This is a genomic window from Mesorhizobium sp. WSM4313 (assembly GCF_002294725.1).
Lineage (GTDB): Bacteria > Pseudomonadota > Alphaproteobacteria > Rhizobiales > Rhizobiaceae > Mesorhizobium.
Map to the genome: position 1 here is coordinate 674,384 of NZ_NSFT01000001.1, position 16,867 is coordinate 691,250.

The 16,867-nt window shown below is 61.4% G+C and carries 17 protein-coding genes; 16 read left to right on the forward strand and 1 reads right to left on the reverse strand.

The annotated features are described in order from the left end of the window. Positions 1-24: 24 nt before the first annotated feature. On the forward strand, positions 25-1,482 hold the full coding sequence (locus CK219_RS03375; RefSeq protein ID WP_141245286.1) for a hypothetical protein: 1,458 nt from the start codon (positions 25-27) through the stop codon (positions 1,480-1,482). Positions 1,483-1,501: 19 nt separating this feature from the next. On the opposite strand, the gene CK219_RS03380 is transcribed toward CK219_RS03375, so the two are convergent. After that, positions 1,502-1,741: a DUF4864 domain-containing protein gene (locus CK219_RS03380; RefSeq protein WP_095765306.1), complete on the reverse strand. Its 240-nt coding sequence runs from the start codon at positions 1,739-1,741 to the stop codon at positions 1,502-1,504. A gap of 214 nt (positions 1,742-1,955) precedes the next feature. Between CK219_RS03380 and CK219_RS03385 the strand changes: the two genes are divergently transcribed. The 15 genes from CK219_RS03385 to CK219_RS03455 all read left to right on the forward strand — a co-directional run bounded on the left by CK219_RS03385 (position 1,956) and on the right by CK219_RS03455 (position 16,864). Further along, positions 1,956-2,192 carry an Lrp/AsnC family transcriptional regulator gene (locus CK219_RS03385; protein ID WP_040995065.1) on the forward strand — a complete coding sequence of 79 codons (237 nt, stop codon included), beginning with the start codon at positions 1,956-1,958 and terminating at the stop codon, positions 2,190-2,192. Positions 2,193-2,361: 169 nt separating this feature from the next. Beyond that, entirely contained in the window at positions 2,362-3,774 is a 1,413-nt protein-coding gene (locus CK219_RS03390; RefSeq protein WP_176476911.1) for a circularly permuted type 2 ATP-grasp protein, read from the forward strand. A gap of 53 nt (positions 3,775-3,827) precedes the next feature. Continuing rightward, positions 3,828-4,187, forward strand: a complete 360-nt coding sequence (locus CK219_RS03395; protein WP_095765308.1) for a four helix bundle protein — start codon at positions 3,828-3,830, stop codon at positions 4,185-4,187. A 63-nt stretch (positions 4,188-4,250) separates the two neighbouring features. Next, a complete protein-coding gene (locus CK219_RS03400) occupies positions 4,251-5,192 on the forward strand; it encodes an alpha-E domain-containing protein (RefSeq protein WP_095765309.1) in 942 nt (313 codons plus the stop codon). Positions 5,193-5,212: 20 nt separating this feature from the next. After that, entirely contained in the window at positions 5,213-6,007 is a 795-nt protein-coding gene (locus CK219_RS03405) for a transglutaminase family protein (RefSeq protein ID WP_095765310.1), read from the forward strand. Between the two features lie 32 nt (positions 6,008-6,039). Then, a complete protein-coding gene (locus tag CK219_RS03410; protein ID WP_095765311.1) occupies positions 6,040-6,771 on the forward strand; it encodes a peptidase in 732 nt (243 codons plus the stop codon). Between the two features lie 59 nt (positions 6,772-6,830). Continuing rightward, a complete protein-coding gene (locus CK219_RS03415; protein ID WP_095765312.1) occupies positions 6,831-8,243 on the forward strand; it encodes a pyridoxal-dependent decarboxylase in 1,413 nt (470 codons plus the stop codon). A gap of 125 nt (positions 8,244-8,368) precedes the next feature. Then, the gene (locus tag CK219_RS03420; RefSeq protein WP_095765313.1) at positions 8,369-9,136 is read left to right on the forward strand and encodes a DeoR/GlpR family DNA-binding transcription regulator; all 768 of its coding nucleotides are present in this window, start codon (positions 8,369-8,371) and stop codon (positions 9,134-9,136) included. Between the two features lie 128 nt (positions 9,137-9,264). Next, positions 9,265-10,791, forward strand: a complete 1,527-nt coding sequence (glpD, locus tag CK219_RS03425; RefSeq protein WP_095765612.1) for a glycerol-3-phosphate dehydrogenase — start codon at positions 9,265-9,267, stop codon at positions 10,789-10,791. Between the two features lie 39 nt (positions 10,792-10,830). Continuing rightward, a complete protein-coding gene (locus CK219_RS03430; protein WP_095765314.1) occupies positions 10,831-11,910 on the forward strand; it encodes an ABC transporter ATP-binding protein in 1,080 nt (359 codons plus the stop codon). Between the two features lie 10 nt (positions 11,911-11,920). After that, the gene (locus CK219_RS03435) at positions 11,921-12,988 is read left to right on the forward strand and encodes an ABC transporter ATP-binding protein (protein ID WP_095765315.1); all 1,068 of its coding nucleotides are present in this window, start codon (positions 11,921-11,923) and stop codon (positions 12,986-12,988) included. Continuing rightward, the gene (locus CK219_RS03440) at positions 12,989-13,855 is read left to right on the forward strand and encodes a sugar ABC transporter permease (protein ID WP_095765316.1); all 867 of its coding nucleotides are present in this window, start codon (positions 12,989-12,991) and stop codon (positions 13,853-13,855) included. 1 nt (position 13,856) lies between these two features. Continuing rightward, the gene (locus tag CK219_RS03445; protein ID WP_095765317.1) at positions 13,857-14,765 is read left to right on the forward strand and encodes a carbohydrate ABC transporter permease; all 909 of its coding nucleotides are present in this window, start codon (positions 13,857-13,859) and stop codon (positions 14,763-14,765) included. A 4-nt stretch (positions 14,766-14,769) separates the two neighbouring features. Next, entirely contained in the window at positions 14,770-15,057 is a 288-nt protein-coding gene (locus tag CK219_RS03450; protein ID WP_095765318.1) for a DUF2160 domain-containing protein, read from the forward strand. Positions 15,058-15,133: 76 nt separating this feature from the next. After that, entirely contained in the window at positions 15,134-16,864 is a 1,731-nt protein-coding gene (locus CK219_RS03455) for an ABC transporter substrate-binding protein (RefSeq protein WP_095765319.1), read from the forward strand. The last annotated feature ends 3 nt before the right edge of the window (positions 16,865-16,867 follow it).

The following is a 16,867-nucleotide window of genomic DNA, read 5'->3' on the forward strand; positions in this document are numbered from 1 at the left end:
AGGGGCGGCACGACTTTGGTAAAGATGGACGCGTCGATCGTCGACCATAAAGTAACAAGCGCTGATGTTTACCGGTCGGGTTCGGCGGCGACCCAGCAATGTAGTTACAGTCTATTACTTGTAATTTCAGGGGTCGTGCTTGTCGGCCTTATCTTGCGCCTGCTCGGCGCGCGCGGGGATCTCTGGCACGACGAGATCTGGAGCATTACGCTGCTGAAGCCGCTGACGTCGATCGACCAGATATTCTGGCGTGTGAACCACGACAACAATCACTTTCTCAACTCGATATACCAGTATGTCGTCGGGCCCGATGCCGCGCCGCTGGTCCAGCGCGGCTTCTCGATAACGCTCAGCGGATGCACCGTCATTGCAGCCGCGGCGATATCGCGCGGACGTTGGGCAATGATTGGGTCGGCGTTGCTGTTTGCGTTGAGCTATCCGATGGTTCACTACGGCTCGGAGGCGCGTGGCTATGCCGGCCTGGCGCTGTTCACACTCGTTGCGGTGGCTCTTCTGGAGCGCTGGTTCGACAAGCGGGGTGCGTACGGCGTCGCTCTTGCTGTCGCAATTCTGCTTGGCTTCCTTTCCCACCTGACAATGGTCGAAACGGTGGTGGTGCTAACGGCCTGGACGGCGTGGCTGAGCTGGCGAGGCAGCCGCAGTCTGATTGTCGTCAACAAGGAGGTCGTCCAGGCCTTTCTGCCTGCTTTCCTTGCCGTGCTTCCGCTTGCCGCGGCAATGCTTGTAGGCGCGCGATTGTTCAGCTTCAATATCGGCGGTTTTTCCTCTTTCTCGCTCGAGAAATTCGCCGCCGGTTATGGCGGAATGATCCGATATCTTTTCGGCCTGCCGGACTGGATCGGCGACTGGACGTGCGTCGCGGTGACCTGCATCCTGGTCTTGGCACATGCAGGCGTCTCGCGCGATCGCCGGGCCAGCCTTTATGCCATCGGCATCGTCGGGCTGCCCGCCCTGATGGCGGCGGCGCATCTGCCGAATGTTGAATTCCCACGCTATTTCATTGTCAGCGGAACCTTGTTGCTGCTTTGGGCCGGAGACTTGATCGGACGCGGCTTCGACGCCGGCGGTAAGAGAAGGCTTTTTGCCGCCGGGATGCTCGTTCTTGTGGCGGGCGGCAACGCGGCGTTGCTGGCCCATTTCTATGAGCATGGGCGCGGTTCCTATTCCGGGATGGTGGACGAGATGACAAAGAGCGGCGCCGCCACATATGCCACCAACGCCGATTTCCGCACCGGCATGGTGGTCGATTATTTCGCTGCGCGCATCGGCCGTCAGGCATCGCTCGTCACCCAGGACAAGATTTGCGCCGGGCGCGCGGACTGGCTGATTCTCGAAGGCGATACCCAAAAACAGCCGGAGCGCGTGGATTTCGATTGCGCGCTTGCCTACGAACGAGCCGGAGCCTCGACCTTCTGGGGCCTCTCCGGTCTGGGCTGGACACTGTATAGCCGCCGAGATTGAGCGGTCATGCGGGGCGGGCTCAGGTACTGACCGAAGTCGAGGCGCGCAGGCTGCAGCCAGTGATCTTGAAGCTGCCGTCCGCTCGTTGCTGCAGCGTATAGACCGCCTCATAATCCTTGCCGTCGGGCCCGACGATCAGCACCTGCTGGATGATCGAGCCGGGTCCGGTCTGCGCGGCCTTGATCTCGGCCTCGCCGGCAAAAGCAAACGAGGCTATCAACATCGGAACAAGAGCAAGTGCGAACAAAGCGCGGCGCATGGCCTGCCTCCCCGGAATTCGCTTTGGCGAATGCAATCTAACATACGCATCGCGCCATGGCGTGGTTTCACCGGGATGCGAAGATTTCACCATTTCAGCGTCGGGAAGCGGGATCAGGTACTCTTCGAGGTGCGCGGCGCGGGAAGCTTGAAAGCCGGGCAGCAGTCTGCCACAAGGGCCGCTTATTCATGAAGCAGGCTGGCAGGACCGGGCAATGAAGGCATTTTTCGTGCAGATCAAGTGCGACCTGGGCAAGTCCTATGAGGTCGCCAGCGCGCTCGCCGATGCCGAGATCGCCTCCGAGATCTACTCGACCGCGGGCAATTACGACCTGCTTGCCAAATTCTATATCGACGACGAGGAAGACGTTGGCCATTTCGTCAACGAGCGGGTGCAGATTCTGCCTGGAATCAAGGACACCTTCACCATTGTGACCTTCCGGGCGTTCTGACCGGGCCTGTCTGTGCCCCGCCGGGAAGCAGGAGCTGACCCAGCCTTGCTGTCCGTGCCTTGATTTTAGGCAATTTGCATAGAGTGGCCGCCGCGGCTTCCTAAATCTCCGATTGCGCTTGATTTTCTCCGGCGAGGCCAGTGAAATGGTCTCAGAGGGGAGTACGCGATTGGCAGCGTTCGACGAAATGCTTCCGGAAGTTTCCGGATTGAGAAGACCTTATGAGGCTTACGATCGCTGGCTGAAGGAGCAGGACCCAGCCAGGCTTACCCAGAAAATGCAGGATGCCGAGCGCGTCTTCCGCAAGACCGGCATTACCTTTGCCGTCTATGGCGAGCAGGAAGCTTCCGAGCGGCTGATCCCTTTCGACATCGTCCCGCGCATCCTCTCCGGCCAGGAATGGCGCCGGCTGACGCAAGGCATCGAGCAGCGCGTGCAGGCGCTGAACGCCTTTCTCGACGACATCTATCATCGCCAGGAGATCCTGCGCGCCGGGCGGGTACCCAAGGACCTGATCGCCAGGAATGAGGCCTTCCTGCCCGAGATGATCGGGATCAGGCCGCCGGCCGGCGTCTACACCCACATTATCGGCGTCGATATCGTCCGCATCTCGGAGAACGAGTTCTACGTGCTGGAGGACAATGCCCGCACGCCGTCGGGCGTCTCCTACATGCTGGAGAACCGCGAGACGATGATGCAGCTCTTTCCGGAGCTGTTCCAGAAGATCAAGGTTCGGCCGGTCGAGAACTACCCGCAACTCCTGCGCCAGTCGCTGGCCGCGGTGCGGCCGCAAAGCAGCAAGGGTGCGCCGACCATTGCGGTGCTGACGCCGGGCTCGTACAACTCGGCCTATTTCGAGCATGCGTTCCTTGCCGACCAGATGGGCGTGCAACTCGTCGAAGGGCAGGACCTGCGTGTCGTCGACGGCCATGTGGCGATGCGCACGACCGAAGGCTACAAGCAGATCGACGTGCTCTACCGGCGCGTCGACGACAACTTCCTCGATCCGCTGACCTTCCGGCCGGATTCTGCGCTCGGCGTGCCCGGCATCATGGATGTCTATCGCGCCGGCAACATCACCATCGCCAACGCGCCGGGAACCGGCATCGCCGACGACAAGGCGATCTATTCCTACATGCCGGAGATCGTCGAATTCTACACCGGCCGCAAGGCGATCCTCGGCAACATCCCGACCTGGCGCTGCTCGGAACCGGACAGCCTCAAATATGTGCTCGAGCACATCCACGAGCTCGTGATCAAGGAAGTGCACGGCTCTGGCGGCTACGGCATGCTGGTCGGCCCGGCGGCGACCAAGAAGGAATGCCAGGACTTTGCACAAAAGCTGCAGGCGAAGCCCTCGAACTACATCGCCCAGCCGACGCTGGCGCTGTCGACCTGCCCGATCCTGACCGAAAAGGGCCTGTCGCCGCGCCATGTCGATCTTCGGCCGTACGTGCTGGTTTCGGATCGTATCCAGATCGTGCCCGGCGGCTTGACGCGCGTCGCGCTCAAGGAGGGGTCCTTGGTGGTCAATTCCTCACAGGGGGGCGGGACGAAGGATACGTGGGTGCTGGATGATTAAGAGCGAATAGAGAGTAGCGAATAGCGAGTAGGGAAAAGGGGGATACGACGGCAATCAATTCCTACAGAGATCTGATTGTTTGGAAGGCGGCTTTGAGGTTGGCCGTGGATTGCTATTCGGCCACGAAAGCTTTTCCAAACAGCGAAGCGTACGGAATGACCTCTCAGATAAGACGCTCGGCGGCTTCCATCGCAGCGAATGTTGCGGAAGGTCACGGAAGAGAAAATACGGGAGCTTTCATTCAATTTCTTCGGGTAGCGCAGGGCTCTCTGAAAGAGTTGGAGACACATCTCATCCTGTGCGGAGAGGTTGGGCTGATGGTCGAAGCGAAGGTCGCCAGCTTGCTTGGCCAAACTGACGAAATAGGAAAGATGCTACGTTCGATGATCCGGAGCCTGCAGCAAAAGTCATGAAGTCTTTTTCTCCCTATTCGCTACTCGCTATTCGCTATTCGCTCGATACCGGAGCAAGCTGATATGCTTTTGGGCCGCACCGCAAACGGTCTCTACTGGATGAACCGCTATATCGAGCGGGCCGAAAACATGGCGCGCCTGGTCGATGCCGGCCTACGCATGGCGTTGACGCGCACCCAGAGCGCTTCGGAGGAATGGAACTCGGTCCTGCTCAGCGCCGGCTCGGACATCGCCTTCAGCCAAAAGTACCAGGACTATACCGCCGCCAACGTCTCGGACTTCTTGCTGCGCGACACCTCGAACCCGTCGAGCACGATGTCGTCGATCGAGACGGCGCGCAACAATGCCCGCATGGTGCGCACGGCGCTGACCCGCGAGACCTGGGAAAGCATCAACGAAGCCTGGATGTCGCTGAAACGCATGCTGGCAAGGCCGATCGACGAACGCGACCTGCCGACGGTGCTCGATGCAATCAAGCGCGAGACGGCGCTGATCCGCGGTTCATTCTACGGTACCATGCTACGCAACGAAATTTTCGATTTCTCGCAGCTCGGCACCTATGTCGAACGCGCCGACAACACGGCGCGCATCCTCGACGTGAAATATTATGTGCTGCTGCCGTCGCTGTCCTGGGTCGGCTCGACGCTCGACAACTATCAGTGGGAATCGATCCTGCGCTCGGTGTCGGCGCACCGTTCCTATCGCTGGGTTTATGAAGCCGACTACAAGCCGACGAATATCGCCGACTATCTGATCCTCAACGTGCGCATGCCGCGCTCGCTGACTTTCTGCTACCGCTTCCTCGGCGAGCATTTGAAATTCCTCGCCGACGATTACGGTGAACGCCATGCCTGCCATGGCACGGCCGAGAAGATCCAGGCGCTGCTCAAGAGGGGGTCGATCAAGGACATATTCGATCATGGCCTGCACGAGTTCCTGGCCGAGTTCATTCGCGACAACACCAGGCTGGGCGACGAGATCGCCCAGGACTACCGGTTCTATTGAGCACAGCCGAGGCGAGCGTTATGCGGCTCAAGATCACCCATCGTACCGAGTACCGCTACGATCAGCCGGTGCAGTATCTGCTGCAGCGGCTGCGCCTTTGGCCTTCCAGCGGGCGCACGCAGACCATCGGCTCCTGGGCGATCAAGGTCGAAGGCGCGCGTGAGGAGGTGCGTTTCATCGACCATTTCGGCAACGAGACGCGGCTGGTGAGCGCCGAGAGCGGCCAGAATTCGATCACCGTCGAGGCAGCCGGAGACGTGACCACGCATGATACGGCGGGCGTGACGGGTCCGCATCAAGGCTTTGCTCCGCTCTGGCTATTCGGACAGCAGACGCCACTCACCGCCGCCGGCGAGGGCATACGTGAACTGGCCGGCACGCTGGGCCAGGGCACCGAGATCGAGCGACTGCATCGGCTGATGGGCGCTATCGGCGAACGCGTCGCCTACAGGCCGGGCACGACCAGCGTCGTGACGCCGGCGGAGGAGGCGCTCGCGTTGAAGTCCGGTGTCTGCCAGGACCACAGCCACATCTTCATCGCCGCCGCAGTCGCCCTGGGCTTTCCCGCACGCTATGTCAGCGGCTACCTGATGATGGATGCGGCCGTCGAGCAGGCGGCAAGCCATGCCTGGGCCGAGGCCTATGTCGTGGGGCTCGGATGGGTTGCCTTCGACCCGGCGAACGGTATCTCTCCCGACGAACGTTATGTGCGGGTGGCGACGGGGCGTGACTATCGCGATGCCTCGCCGGTGTCGGGGATACTGCTGGGGCAGGCACAAGAGAAGCTTGCCGTCACCGTTACGGTAGAGCAGTAATCTGCGCCGGAATCGCTAGCAGAAGAGCAATCATGACCTATTGCGTCGGCCTCAAGATCGATAGCGGGCTCGTGTTCATGTCGGACACGCGCACCAATGCCGGCATGGATTCGATCTCGACCTTCAAGAAGATGCATGTGTGGGAACAGCCCGGCGAGCGCGTCATCGTGCTGATGTCGGCGGGCAACCTTGCCACGACGCAGGCCGTTGTCAGCCTGCTCGACGAGCGTAACAAGGCGGTCAGCGACCGTCATCCGAAGCTGCTCGAAACTCCCTCCATGTACCAGACGGTGCGGCTGGTCGGCGATACAGTGAAGGAAGTAATAGAGCATGCCTCGCCGAATGGCGACAAGGCGGATTCCTACTTCAATGCCTCCTTCATCCTCGGTGGCCAGATCAAGGGCAGCCCGCCCAGACTCTTCATGATCTATCCGGAAGGCAATTTCATCGAGTCGACCGACGACACGCCTTTCTTCCAGATCGGCGAGACGAAATACGGCAAGCCGATCATCATCCGTGCCTATGATCGGGCAATGAGCCTGGCCGAAACGGTGAAGCTGCTTCTGGTGTCGTTCGATTCGACGCTGAAATCCAACCTCTCGGTCGGGCTGCCGCTCGATCTGCTGTTCCTGGAACAGGATGCGCTCAGTGTGGGGCTGAACCGACGGATCGGCCATGATGATCCTTACTACCGCACCATATCGGACGGCTGGTCCAACGCGCTGAAAATCGCTTTTTCAAATCTGCCGGACTTTCCGGGATAGGGCTTTGCGAGAGCGGTTCGACCGGCCGGTATCTTCGACGGCCGCTGGGGAGGGAAAATATGGACAGCGACGAATTCCGCGATTGGTCGAGGCGCGCCGCCGACTGGGGCGCCGAATATCGCGCCAACCTGCGCGACCGTCCGGTGCGGCCGGCGATCGCGCCGGGCGAGATTTTCAGAAGCATCGAGGCGTCGCCGCCGGAAATGCCGGAGCCGATGGACAGGATCTTCGCCGACTTCGAAGAAAAGATCGTGCCGGGCATGACGCATTGGCAGCATCCGCGCTTCTTCGCCTATTTTCCCGCCAATGCAGCGCCGGTTTCGGTGGTGGCCGAATATCTGGTCTCGGCGATGGCCGCGCAATGCATGCTGTGGCAGACCTCGCCGGCGGCGACCGAACTCGAAACGCGCATCGTCGACTGGATGCGCCAGGCGCTCGGCCTGCCCGAGGGCTTTTCCGGCGTCATCCAGGATTCGGCTTCCTCGGCGACGCTTGCGGCGGTGCTCACCATGCGCGAGCGGGCGCTTGACTGGCAGGGCAACAAAAAGGGGCTGGCCGGGCAGGCGAAGCTACGCGTCTATTCCTCCGACCAGGTCCATACCTCGATCGACCGAGCCATCTGGGTCTCCGGCATCGGCGAGGACAACCTTGTCCGCATCCCGGTCGCCGGACGTTTTCGCGCCATGGACACGGCCGCGCTCGAGGCCACGATCGTTGCCGATCGCAAGGCCGGCCTGCTGCCAGCCGGCATCATCGCCTGCGTCGGCGGCACCAGCACCGGCGGCACGGATGGCATCGCGGCGGTGGCCGCGGTCGCTCGGCGGCACGGGCTTTACCTCCATGTCGACGCCGCCTGGGCAGGGTCGGCGATGATCTGCCCGGAATACCGGCATTTCTGGGCCGGCGTCGAAGGCGCCGATTCCATTGTCTTCAATCCGCACAAGTGGCTCGGTGCGCAGTTCGATTGCTCGATCCAGTTCGTGCGCCAGCCGGAAGATCTGGTGCGCACGCTGGCCATCAAGCCGGAGTTTCTGAAGACGCTGGGTCATGACGGCATCATCAACTATTCGGAATGGTCGGTGCCACTCGGCCGCCGCTTCCGCGCCCTGAAACTTTGGTTCCTGCTGCGCGCCCATGGCCTCGAGGGCCTGCGCACCATGATCCGCAACCATGTCGCCTGGAGCGCAGGGCTTGCCGCGCGCCTTGCCGGGGAAGAGGATTTCGAGCTCGTCAGCGAGCCAATGCTTTCGCTGTTCTCGTTCCGGCACCGCACGGTGGCAGGCGCCGACCCTGACGAGCACAACCTCCGCCTCGTCGACGCCATCAACACCGACGGCCGCATTTACCTGACTCAAACGCGGGTAGATGGGCGCGTGGCGATCCGCTTTCAGGCGGGGCAGTTCGAGTCGACGGCGGCAGATGTCGATGCGGCGTTCGACGTCATAACCGAGATTGCGCGGCGCGTATCCTGAGGCAGCAGACCTGTTCCACACTGGTTTGCCTTTTTTAATCAGGTGATTTTCGTTAGCCGGCTTATACCTTTTCTTCGCTTTCGTTTTCCGATATAGACGGGAAAAACGAAAATGGAGGACGCGCAATGTTTCTTTCGCCACGCCATGCCGAGATCATCCAGAGGGCGAAAGACCATGGCCGGGTGCTGGTCGATGACCTGGCGACGCATTTCAACGTGACGCCGCAGACCATCCGCAAGGACCTCAACGATCTGTGCGATCAGCGCCTGCTGACCCGTATCCATGGCGGTGCGCTGTTCCCGTCCGGCATCGAGAACATGGAGTACGAGGCACGCCGCAAGATTGCCGCCGACGAGAAGGAGGCGATCGGCAGCGCGGCGGCGCGGCTGATCCCTGACAATGCCTCGCTGTTCATCAATATCGGCACCACCACCGAAGCCGTCAGCAAGGCGCTGCTCGACCATAACGGGCTTATGGTCATCACCAATAATATCAATGTTGCCAATAGGATGCGCATCTATCCCACGATCGAGGTGGTGATCGCCGGCGGCGTTGTGCGCGGTTCCGACGGCGGCATTGTCGGCGAGGCAGCCGTCGATTTCATCCGCCAGTTCAAGGTCGACTACGCCGTCATCGGCGCCTCGGCGATCGATCATGACGGCGCGCTGCTCGACTTCGATTTCCGCGAGGTGAAGGTTGCGCAGGCCATCATCGCAAATGCCCGCCACGTCATCCTGGTTTCCGACCGGACGAAATTCGAACGCACCGCGCCGGTCCGGATTGGCCATCTTTCGCAGGTGAATACCTTCATCACCGATCGTTGCGAGATCCCGTCGATTCGCAAGATTTGCGAGGAAACCGAAGTCCGGCTGATCGAGACAGCGTTCGAATAAGGCACGCCTCGACGGCTTGCTCAGCCGACTGCGATATTTCGTTTGACATTCGCTTTGAGTTCGAAATAATTCCGTCACGGTTTCGTAAAACACAAAAATGGTGCAATGCGAAATCGTTGGAGGAATCTTTGGACGCATATCCGATCCATGACATTTTCGTCATCGGCGGCGGCATCAATGGCTGCGGCATCGCCCGCGACGCTGTTGGCCGCGGATTTTCAGTTTACCTCGCCGAGATGAACGATCTCGCAAGCGGGACCTCCTCCGGTTCGACCAAGCTCATCCATGGCGGCCTGCGTTATCTCGAATTCTATGAATTCCGGCTGGTGCGCGAAGCGCTGATGGAGCGCGAGGTTCTGTGGAAGAACGCGCCGCACATCATCTGGCCGATGCGCTTCGTGCTGCCCTATGCCAAGGGCCTCAGGCCCGCCTGGCTGATCCGGTTGGGATTGTTCCTTTACGATCATATCGGCGGGCGCAAGCTGCTGCCGGCGACGAAGACGCTGGACATGGCCCGCGATCCGGCAGGCAAGCCGCTCAAGCCGTTGTTCCGCAAGGCTTTCGAGTATTCGGACGGTTGGGTCAACGACGCGCGCCTGGTGGCGCTGAACGCGCGTGACGCCGCCGATCGGGGTGCCATTATCCGCACCCGCACAAAAGTCGTCAGCGCGCGGCGCGACGGTGCGCTTTGGGCCGTGAAAGTGCAGAATGTGCTCACCGGTGATACCGAAGAAGTTCGCGCGCGGCTTCTCGTCAACGCTGCCGGCCCCTGGGTCGATCACGTGCTCTCGACCGCCGTCGGCCAGAACGACGTCCACAATGTCCGCCTCGTCCAGGGCAGCCATATCGTAGTCGGAAAGAAGTTCGACGATCCGCGCGCCTATTTCTTCCAGAACAAGGATGGCCGCATCATCTTCGCCATTCCTTACGAGGAAGAATTCACGCTGATCGGCACCACCGATCGCGACTATCCGGGCGATCCGCATGAGGTGAAGATCTCTGACGCCGAGATCGACTATCTGTGCGCGGCGGCAAGCGAATATTTCGCGCAGCCGGTGAAGCGGTCCGATATCGTCTGGACCTATTCGGCGGTGCGCCCGCTCTATGACGACGGCGCTTCGAAGGCGCAGGAAGCAACGCGCGATTATGTGCTGAAGGCCGATGGCGGGGAGGGTTCTGCCCCCTTGCTCAACGCCTTCGGCGGCAAGATCACCACCTTCCGCCGGCTGGCCGAATCGATGTTGGAGAAGATCGAAGGTTTTCTCGGCAAGCGCGGCAGGCCGTGGACGCATGATGCGCCGCTGCCCGGCGGCGATTTCGCGGCGACCGGCTTCGATGCCCAGGTTGCCAGGCTGAAGAGCGCCTATCCGTTCCTCGACCAGCGGCTGGCGCGCCGCTTCACCCGGCTCTACGGCACGCGGGCGGAAAGGCTGCTCGGGCTCGCCAAGTCGAATGCCGATCTCGGCCGCAATTTCGGCGCCGACCTTTTCGAGGCGGAAGTTCGCTATCTGGCCGAAAATGAATGGGCGGTCACCGCCGAGGACGTGTTGTGGCGCCGCACCAAGCGCGGCCTGCATTTCAGCCGCGAGCAGACGGCGGCATTGGAAGAATTCATGCGCGGACTGAGCAGCCGCCATGTCGCGGCGGCGGAATAAGGATCGGCCGCTGATGCGCAAGGCCTGGGAGGAGGCGTGATGCTGGAATTGAGGAACGTGACGAAGACCGTCGGCGCGCAGGAGCACATCCGCGACGTGTCGCTGACGCTTCAGCACGGCTCGCTGAACGTCCTGCTTGGGCCGACGCTCTCCGGCAAGACCAGCCTGATGCGGCTGATGGCGGGCCTCGACGTGCCGACTTCGGGCTCGGTCTGGTTCGACGGCAAGGACGTCACCGGACAGAAGGTGCAGAAGCGCAACGTCGCCATGGTCTACCAGCAGTTCATCAATTACCCGGCGATGACCGTCTACGAGAACATCGCCTCGCCGCTGCGGGTCGCCGGCGTCGAGCAGGCCATGATCGACAAGGAGGTGCGCAACGCCGCGGCGCTCTTGAAGCTGACGCCCTATCTCGAGCGCACGCCGCTCAGCCTGTCCGGCGGACAGCAGCAACGCACTGCGCTTGCCCGCGCCATCGTCAAGAATGCCAGTCTGGTGTTGCTCGACGAGCCTTTGGCCAATCTCGACTACAAGCTGCGCGAGGAATTGCGGGCCGAATTGCCGAAGATCTTCGCCGCGGCCGGCACGATCTTCGTTTATGCCACGACCGAGCCGCACGAGGCGCTTTTGCTCGGCGGCAACACGGCAACGCTTTCGGAAGGCCGCGTCACGCAATTTGGCCCGACGGTCGAAGTGTTCCGCAAGCCCATCGACCTGGTGACGGCGCGGACCTTCGCCGATCCGCCGCTCAACACCATCGTGCTCTCCAAGAAGGGGCCGGATTTCCTGCTCGAAGGCGGCGTAAAGCTGCCGGTGCCGACGGAACTCGCCGGCATTGCGGACGCCAGCTACACGATCGGCTTCCAGCCGCATCATTTGTCGCTGGAGCGGCCGAACGCCGGCGCCGTGCCGGTGCGGGCCAAGGTCACCATCACGGAGATCACCGGCTCGGAAAGCTTCGTCCATCTCGATTTCGCCGATGCGCGCTGGGTGATGCTTGCGCATGGTATTCTCGATTTCGAGACGGACGACGAGGTCGAGGTGTTCATCGATCCGCGCCACATCATGGTATTCGACCATAACGGCCGCGCCGTGACGGCGTCGAAGCTGGCGGCCTGAGGAGAAAACGATGGCGCGCATCGAGGTCAACCACATCCGCCACTCCTACCTGCCCAACCCACAGAACGATTCCGACTTCGCTCTGAAGGAAGTGCACCACACTTTCGAGGATGGCGGCGCCTACGCGCTGCTCGGGCCTTCGGGCTGCGGTAAAACTACCTTGCTCAACATCATTTCGGGACTGCTGCACCCCTCGCACGGGAAGTTGCTGTTCAATGGCCGGGACGTGACCAGGCTGTCGACGCAGGAGCGCAATATCGCGCAGGTGTTCCAGTTCCCGGTCATTTACGACACCATGACCGTCTACGACAATCTGGCCTTCCCGCTGCGCAACCGGCGCGTGCCGGAAGCCGATGTCGACCGCAAGGTGCGCGAGACGCTCGACATGATCGATCTCGCATCGATGGCGAACAGGAAGGCGCGCCGGCTCACCGCAGACCAGAAGCAGAAGATCTCGCTTGGACGGGGCCTGGTGCGTTCCGACGTCAACGCCATTCTGTTCGACGAACCGCTGACGGTGATCGACCCGCATATGAAGTGGGTGCTGCGCTCGCAGTTGAAGCAACTGCACCGCCGCTTCGGCTACACCATGGTTTATGTCACACATGACCAGACCGAAGCGCTGACTTTCGCCGACCGCGTCGTGGTCATGTATGACGGCGAGATCGTGCAGATCGGCACGCCTGCCGAACTTTTCGAGCGTCCGCGCCACACCTTCGTCGGTTATTTCATCGGCTCGCCGGGCATGAACGTGCTGCCGGTTGCGCTGGAAGGCAGGACGGCGAAGCTCGGTGCCCAGCGCATCGAATTGCCGGGCGTGCCCAAGGCCGAAGCCGGGGCCGTCGAACTCGGCATTCGTCCCGAATATGTGCGGCTCGGCCGCGAGGGCATGGCGGTGCAGGTCAGCAAGATCGAGGACGTCGGTCGCCACAAGGTCGTGCGCGCCAATCTCGAGGGCAGGGAGATCGCCGCGGTGATCGGCGAGGACGACGAGGTGCCGGCCGAACCGAAAGTCCGCTTCGATCCGGCCGGCATCAACATCTATGCCGATTCCTGGCGCGTCGAAATGGGGGCATAGATGGATAAGACCTGGAACAACAAGGCCTGGTTCCTTGTCCTGCCGGTGCTGGTGCTGGTGGCGTTCTCGGCCGTCATCCCGCTGATGACGGTCGTCAACTATTCGGTGCAGGACACGTTCGGCAACAACGTCTTCTTCTGGGCCGGCACGGAATGGTTCGAGGACCTGCTGCACTCCGACCGCTTCTGGGAAGCGATGGTGCGCAACCTGATCTTCTCCTTCATCATCCTGGCGATCGAGGTGCCGCTCGGCATCTTCATCGCGCTCAACATGCCGAAGAAGGGCTGGGGCGTGCCGGTCTGTCTGGTGCTGATGGCGCTGCCGCTGCTCATTCCGTGGAACGTTGTCGGCACGATCTGGCAGGTGTTCGGCCGCAACGACATCGGCCTGCTCGGCTATTACATCAATGCGCTCGGTATCGACTACAACTACGTCCAGGATCCGATCGATGCCTGGGTAACCGTCATCATTATGGATGTCTGGCACTGGACCAGCCTGGTCGTGCTGCTTTGCTATGCCGGCCTGGTCTCGATTCCCGACGCCTTCTACCAGGCGGCCAAGATCGACGGCGCGTCGCGCTGGGCGGTGTTCCGCTACATCCAGCTGCCCAAGATGCAGCGCGTGTTGCTGATCGCCGTGCTGTTGCGTTTCATGGACAGTTTCATGATCTATACCGAGCCCTTCGTCGTCACCGGCGGCGGTCCCGGCAATTCGACCACCTTCCTGTCGATTGACTTGGTCAAGACGGCGCTCGGCCAGTTCGACCTCGGCCCGGCGGCGGCGATGTCGCTGGTCTACTTCCTGATCATCCTGTTGTTATCGTGGGTGTTCTACACCGTGATGACCAACTACGACGCGGAGCGCTGAGATGGCGGGTGCCAACGAAACGACGCGCGTGAGCGAGACGGCGGTCACCGAAGTGGGCAGCACGCTGTCGCAGGACGAGGTGGCGAAGCTGATGCGCCGCCGCGGCGAGGAATCGCGCTGGTGGTGGATCGTGCCGACGGTCTACATCGTCGTTATCCTGCTGCCGATCTACTGGCTGATCAACATGAGCTTCAAGACCAATGCGGAGATCGTGTCGTCGCTGACGCTGTTCCCGCATAATCCGACATTGGCGAACTATCGCACCATCTTCACCGACCCTTCGTGGTATTCGGGCTATATCAATTCGATCACCTATGTGGTGATGAACATGGTGATATCGGTGGCGGTGGCGCTGCCGGCGGCCTATGCCTTCTCGCGTTACCGCTTCCTCGGCGACAAGCATTTGTTCTTCTGGCTTTTGACCAACCGCATGGCGCCGCCCGCGGTGTTCGCGCTGCCGTTCTTCCAGCTCTATTCAGCGTTCGGCCTGATCGACACTCATATTGCCGTGGCGCTGGCGCACTGCCTGTTCAACGTGCCGCTCGCGGTGTGGATTCTCGAAGGCTTCATGTCCGGCGTGCCAAAGGAGATCGACGAGACCGCCTATATCGACGGCTATTCCTTCCCGCGCTTCTTTCTGAAGATTTTCATGCCGCTGATCGCGAGCGGCATCGGCGTCGCCTGCTTCTTCTGCTTCATGTTCTCGTGGGTGGAGCTCTTGATCGCGCGCACGCTGACCACGACGGACGCCAAGCCGATCGCCGCCACCATGACCCGCACGGTCTCTGCCGCCGGCATGGATTGGGGTCTGCTCGCCGCCGCCGGCGTGCTGACGCTGATCCCCGGCGCCTTGGTTATCTGGTTCGTGCGAAATTATATCGCCAAGGGCTTTGCCCTGGGGAGGGTCTAAAGCCATGAATCTCGACTTCTCCTGGATGGCGTGGACGTGGCCGACGGCCGCCTTCTTCATCGTCATTGTGCTGATGCTCTTTGGCATGGGCGTCTGGGAATATGCCTCGCCCGGCGGTCATCCGCGCATCGGGGTGCTGCGCTTCGAGACGACGCGCGGCGATCGTTTGTTCCTGTCGCTGCTTGGCAGCGCATTTATCCATCTCGCTTGGCTGGGTCTGGTTGGACCCAACCTGTGGTGGGCTCTCGCTCTCTCCGTGGTCTACGCCGTTGGCGTGTTCCGATACGTATAGAGGGGGAATAGCCGGATCGGCCGCGTGCTGGCGGCCGCCCCGGATCGCACTTGCAACTTAAGACTGGAGGAGACACATGCGACGGCAATTTCTAACATCGACGACAGCCCTTGTCCTTTTGCTGGGAGCGGGCCATGCCTATGCCGGTATGGACGAGGCAAAAGCCTTTCTCGACAAGGAGATAGGCGACCTGTCGACGCTTTCACGCGCCGACCAGGAAAAGGAAATGCAGTGGTTCATCGACGCAGCCAAGCCGTTCGCCGGCATGGACATCAAGGTCGTTTCGGAAACCATCGCCACGCACCAATACGAGTCACAGGTGCTGGCACCGGCCTTCTCCGCCATCACCGGCATCAAGGTCACACATGACGTCATCCAGGAAGGCGACGTCGTCGAGAAGATCCAGACCCAGATGCAGACCGGCCAGAACCTCTATGACGGCTGGGTCAACGACTCCGACCTGATCGGCACGCATTGGCGCTACCAGCAGGTGCGCAACCTGACCGACTGGATGGCGAACGAGGGCAAGGACGTCACCAATCCGAACCTCGACCTGAAGGACTTCATCGGCACCTCGTTCACGACGGCGCCCGACAAGAAGCTCTATCAGCTCCCCGACCAGCAGTTCGCGAACCTCTACTGGTTCCGCTACGACTGGTTCAACGACGAGAAGAACAAAGCCGACTTCAAGGCCAAATACGGCTACGACCTAGGCGTTCCCGTCAACTGGTCGGCTTATGAGGACATCGCCCAGTTCTTCACCGGCCGCGAGATCGACGGCAAGAAGGTCTACGGCCATATGGACTACGGCAAGAAGGACCCGTCGCTCGGCTGGCGGTTCACGGACGCCTGGCTGTCCATGGCCGGCAATGGCGACAAGGGCATTCCGAACGGCCTGCCCGTCGACGAATGGGGCATCAAGGTCGACGAGAAATCGCGTCCTGTCGGCTCCTGCACGGCGCGTGGCGGCGATACCAACGGCCCGGCCGCGGTCTACTCGATCCAGAAATATCTCGACTGGCTGAAGGCCTACGCTCCGGCGGAAGCCCAGGGCATGACCTTCTCCGAATCCGGCCCGGTGCCGGCGCAGGGCGGGGTCGCGCAGCAGATCTTCTGGTACACCGCCTTCACCGCTTCGATGGTCGACGCCGGCGCCAAGGCGGTGCTGAACGACGACGGCACGCCGAAGTGGCGCATGGCGCCGTCGCCGCACGGCGTCTACTGGAAGGACGGCATGAAGCTCGGTTACCAGGACGTGGGTTCCTGGACACTGATGAAGTCGACGCCTGACGATCGCGCCAAGGCCGCCTGGCTCTACGCGCAGTTCGTCACCTCGAAGACGGTCGACGTGAAGAAGAGCCATGTCGGCTTGACCTTCATCCGCGAGAGCACGATCCACGACAAGAGCTTCACCGAGCGCGCTCCGAAGCTCGGCGGCCTGATCGAGTTCTATCGCTCGCCGGCCCGCGTCCAGTGGTCGCCGACCGGCACCAACGTGCCTGATTATCCGAAGCTGGCGCAGCTCTGGTGGCAAGCGATCGGCGATGCCTCTTCCGGCGCGAAGTCGGCCCAGGAAGCGATGGACTCGCTCTGCGCCGAGCAGGAAAAAGTCATGAGCCGCATCGAGAAGTCGGGCGTCCAGGGCGACATCGGCCCGAAGATGGCCGAAGAGCACGATCTTGCCTACTGGAACGCCGACGCGGTCAAGAAAGGCAATCTCGCTCCTCAGTTGAAGATCGAGAACGAAAAGGAAAAGCCGGTCACCATCAACTACGACGAACTGGTGAAGAGCTGGCAGCAGCAGTAACTG

Bases quoted from the DNA above. Each gene is read 5' to 3' on its own strand.
- CK219_RS03375 (WP_141245286.1), top strand. From the start codon at position 25: ATGGACGCGTCGATCGTCGACCATAAAGTAACAAGCGCTGATGTTTAC.
- CK219_RS03380 (WP_095765306.1), bottom strand. From the start codon at position 1,741: ATGCGCCGCGCTTTGTTCGCACTTGCTCTTGTTCCGATGTTGATAGCC.
- CK219_RS03385 (WP_040995065.1), top strand. From the start codon at position 1,956: ATGAAGGCATTTTTCGTGCAGATCAAGTGCGACCTGGGCAAGTCCTAT.
- CK219_RS03400 (WP_095765309.1), top strand. From the start codon at position 4,251: ATGCTTTTGGGCCGCACCGCAAACGGTCTCTACTGGATGAACCGCTAT.
- CK219_RS03405 (WP_095765310.1), top strand. From the start codon at position 5,213: ATGCGGCTCAAGATCACCCATCGTACCGAGTACCGCTACGATCAGCCG.
- CK219_RS03410 (WP_095765311.1), top strand. From the start codon at position 6,040: ATGACCTATTGCGTCGGCCTCAAGATCGATAGCGGGCTCGTGTTCATG.
- CK219_RS03415 (WP_095765312.1), top strand. From the start codon at position 6,831: ATGGACAGCGACGAATTCCGCGATTGGTCGAGGCGCGCCGCCGACTGG.
- CK219_RS03420 (WP_095765313.1), top strand. From the start codon at position 8,369: ATGTTTCTTTCGCCACGCCATGCCGAGATCATCCAGAGGGCGAAAGAC.
- CK219_RS03430 (WP_095765314.1), top strand. From the start codon at position 10,831: ATGCTGGAATTGAGGAACGTGACGAAGACCGTCGGCGCGCAGGAGCAC.
- CK219_RS03435 (WP_095765315.1), top strand. From the start codon at position 11,921: ATGGCGCGCATCGAGGTCAACCACATCCGCCACTCCTACCTGCCCAAC.
- CK219_RS03440 (WP_095765316.1), top strand. From the start codon at position 12,989: ATGGATAAGACCTGGAACAACAAGGCCTGGTTCCTTGTCCTGCCGGTG.
- CK219_RS03445 (WP_095765317.1), top strand. From the start codon at position 13,857: ATGGCGGGTGCCAACGAAACGACGCGCGTGAGCGAGACGGCGGTCACC.
- CK219_RS03450 (WP_095765318.1), top strand. From the start codon at position 14,770: ATGAATCTCGACTTCTCCTGGATGGCGTGGACGTGGCCGACGGCCGCC.
- CK219_RS03455 (WP_095765319.1), top strand. From the start codon at position 15,134: ATGCGACGGCAATTTCTAACATCGACGACAGCCCTTGTCCTTTTGCTG.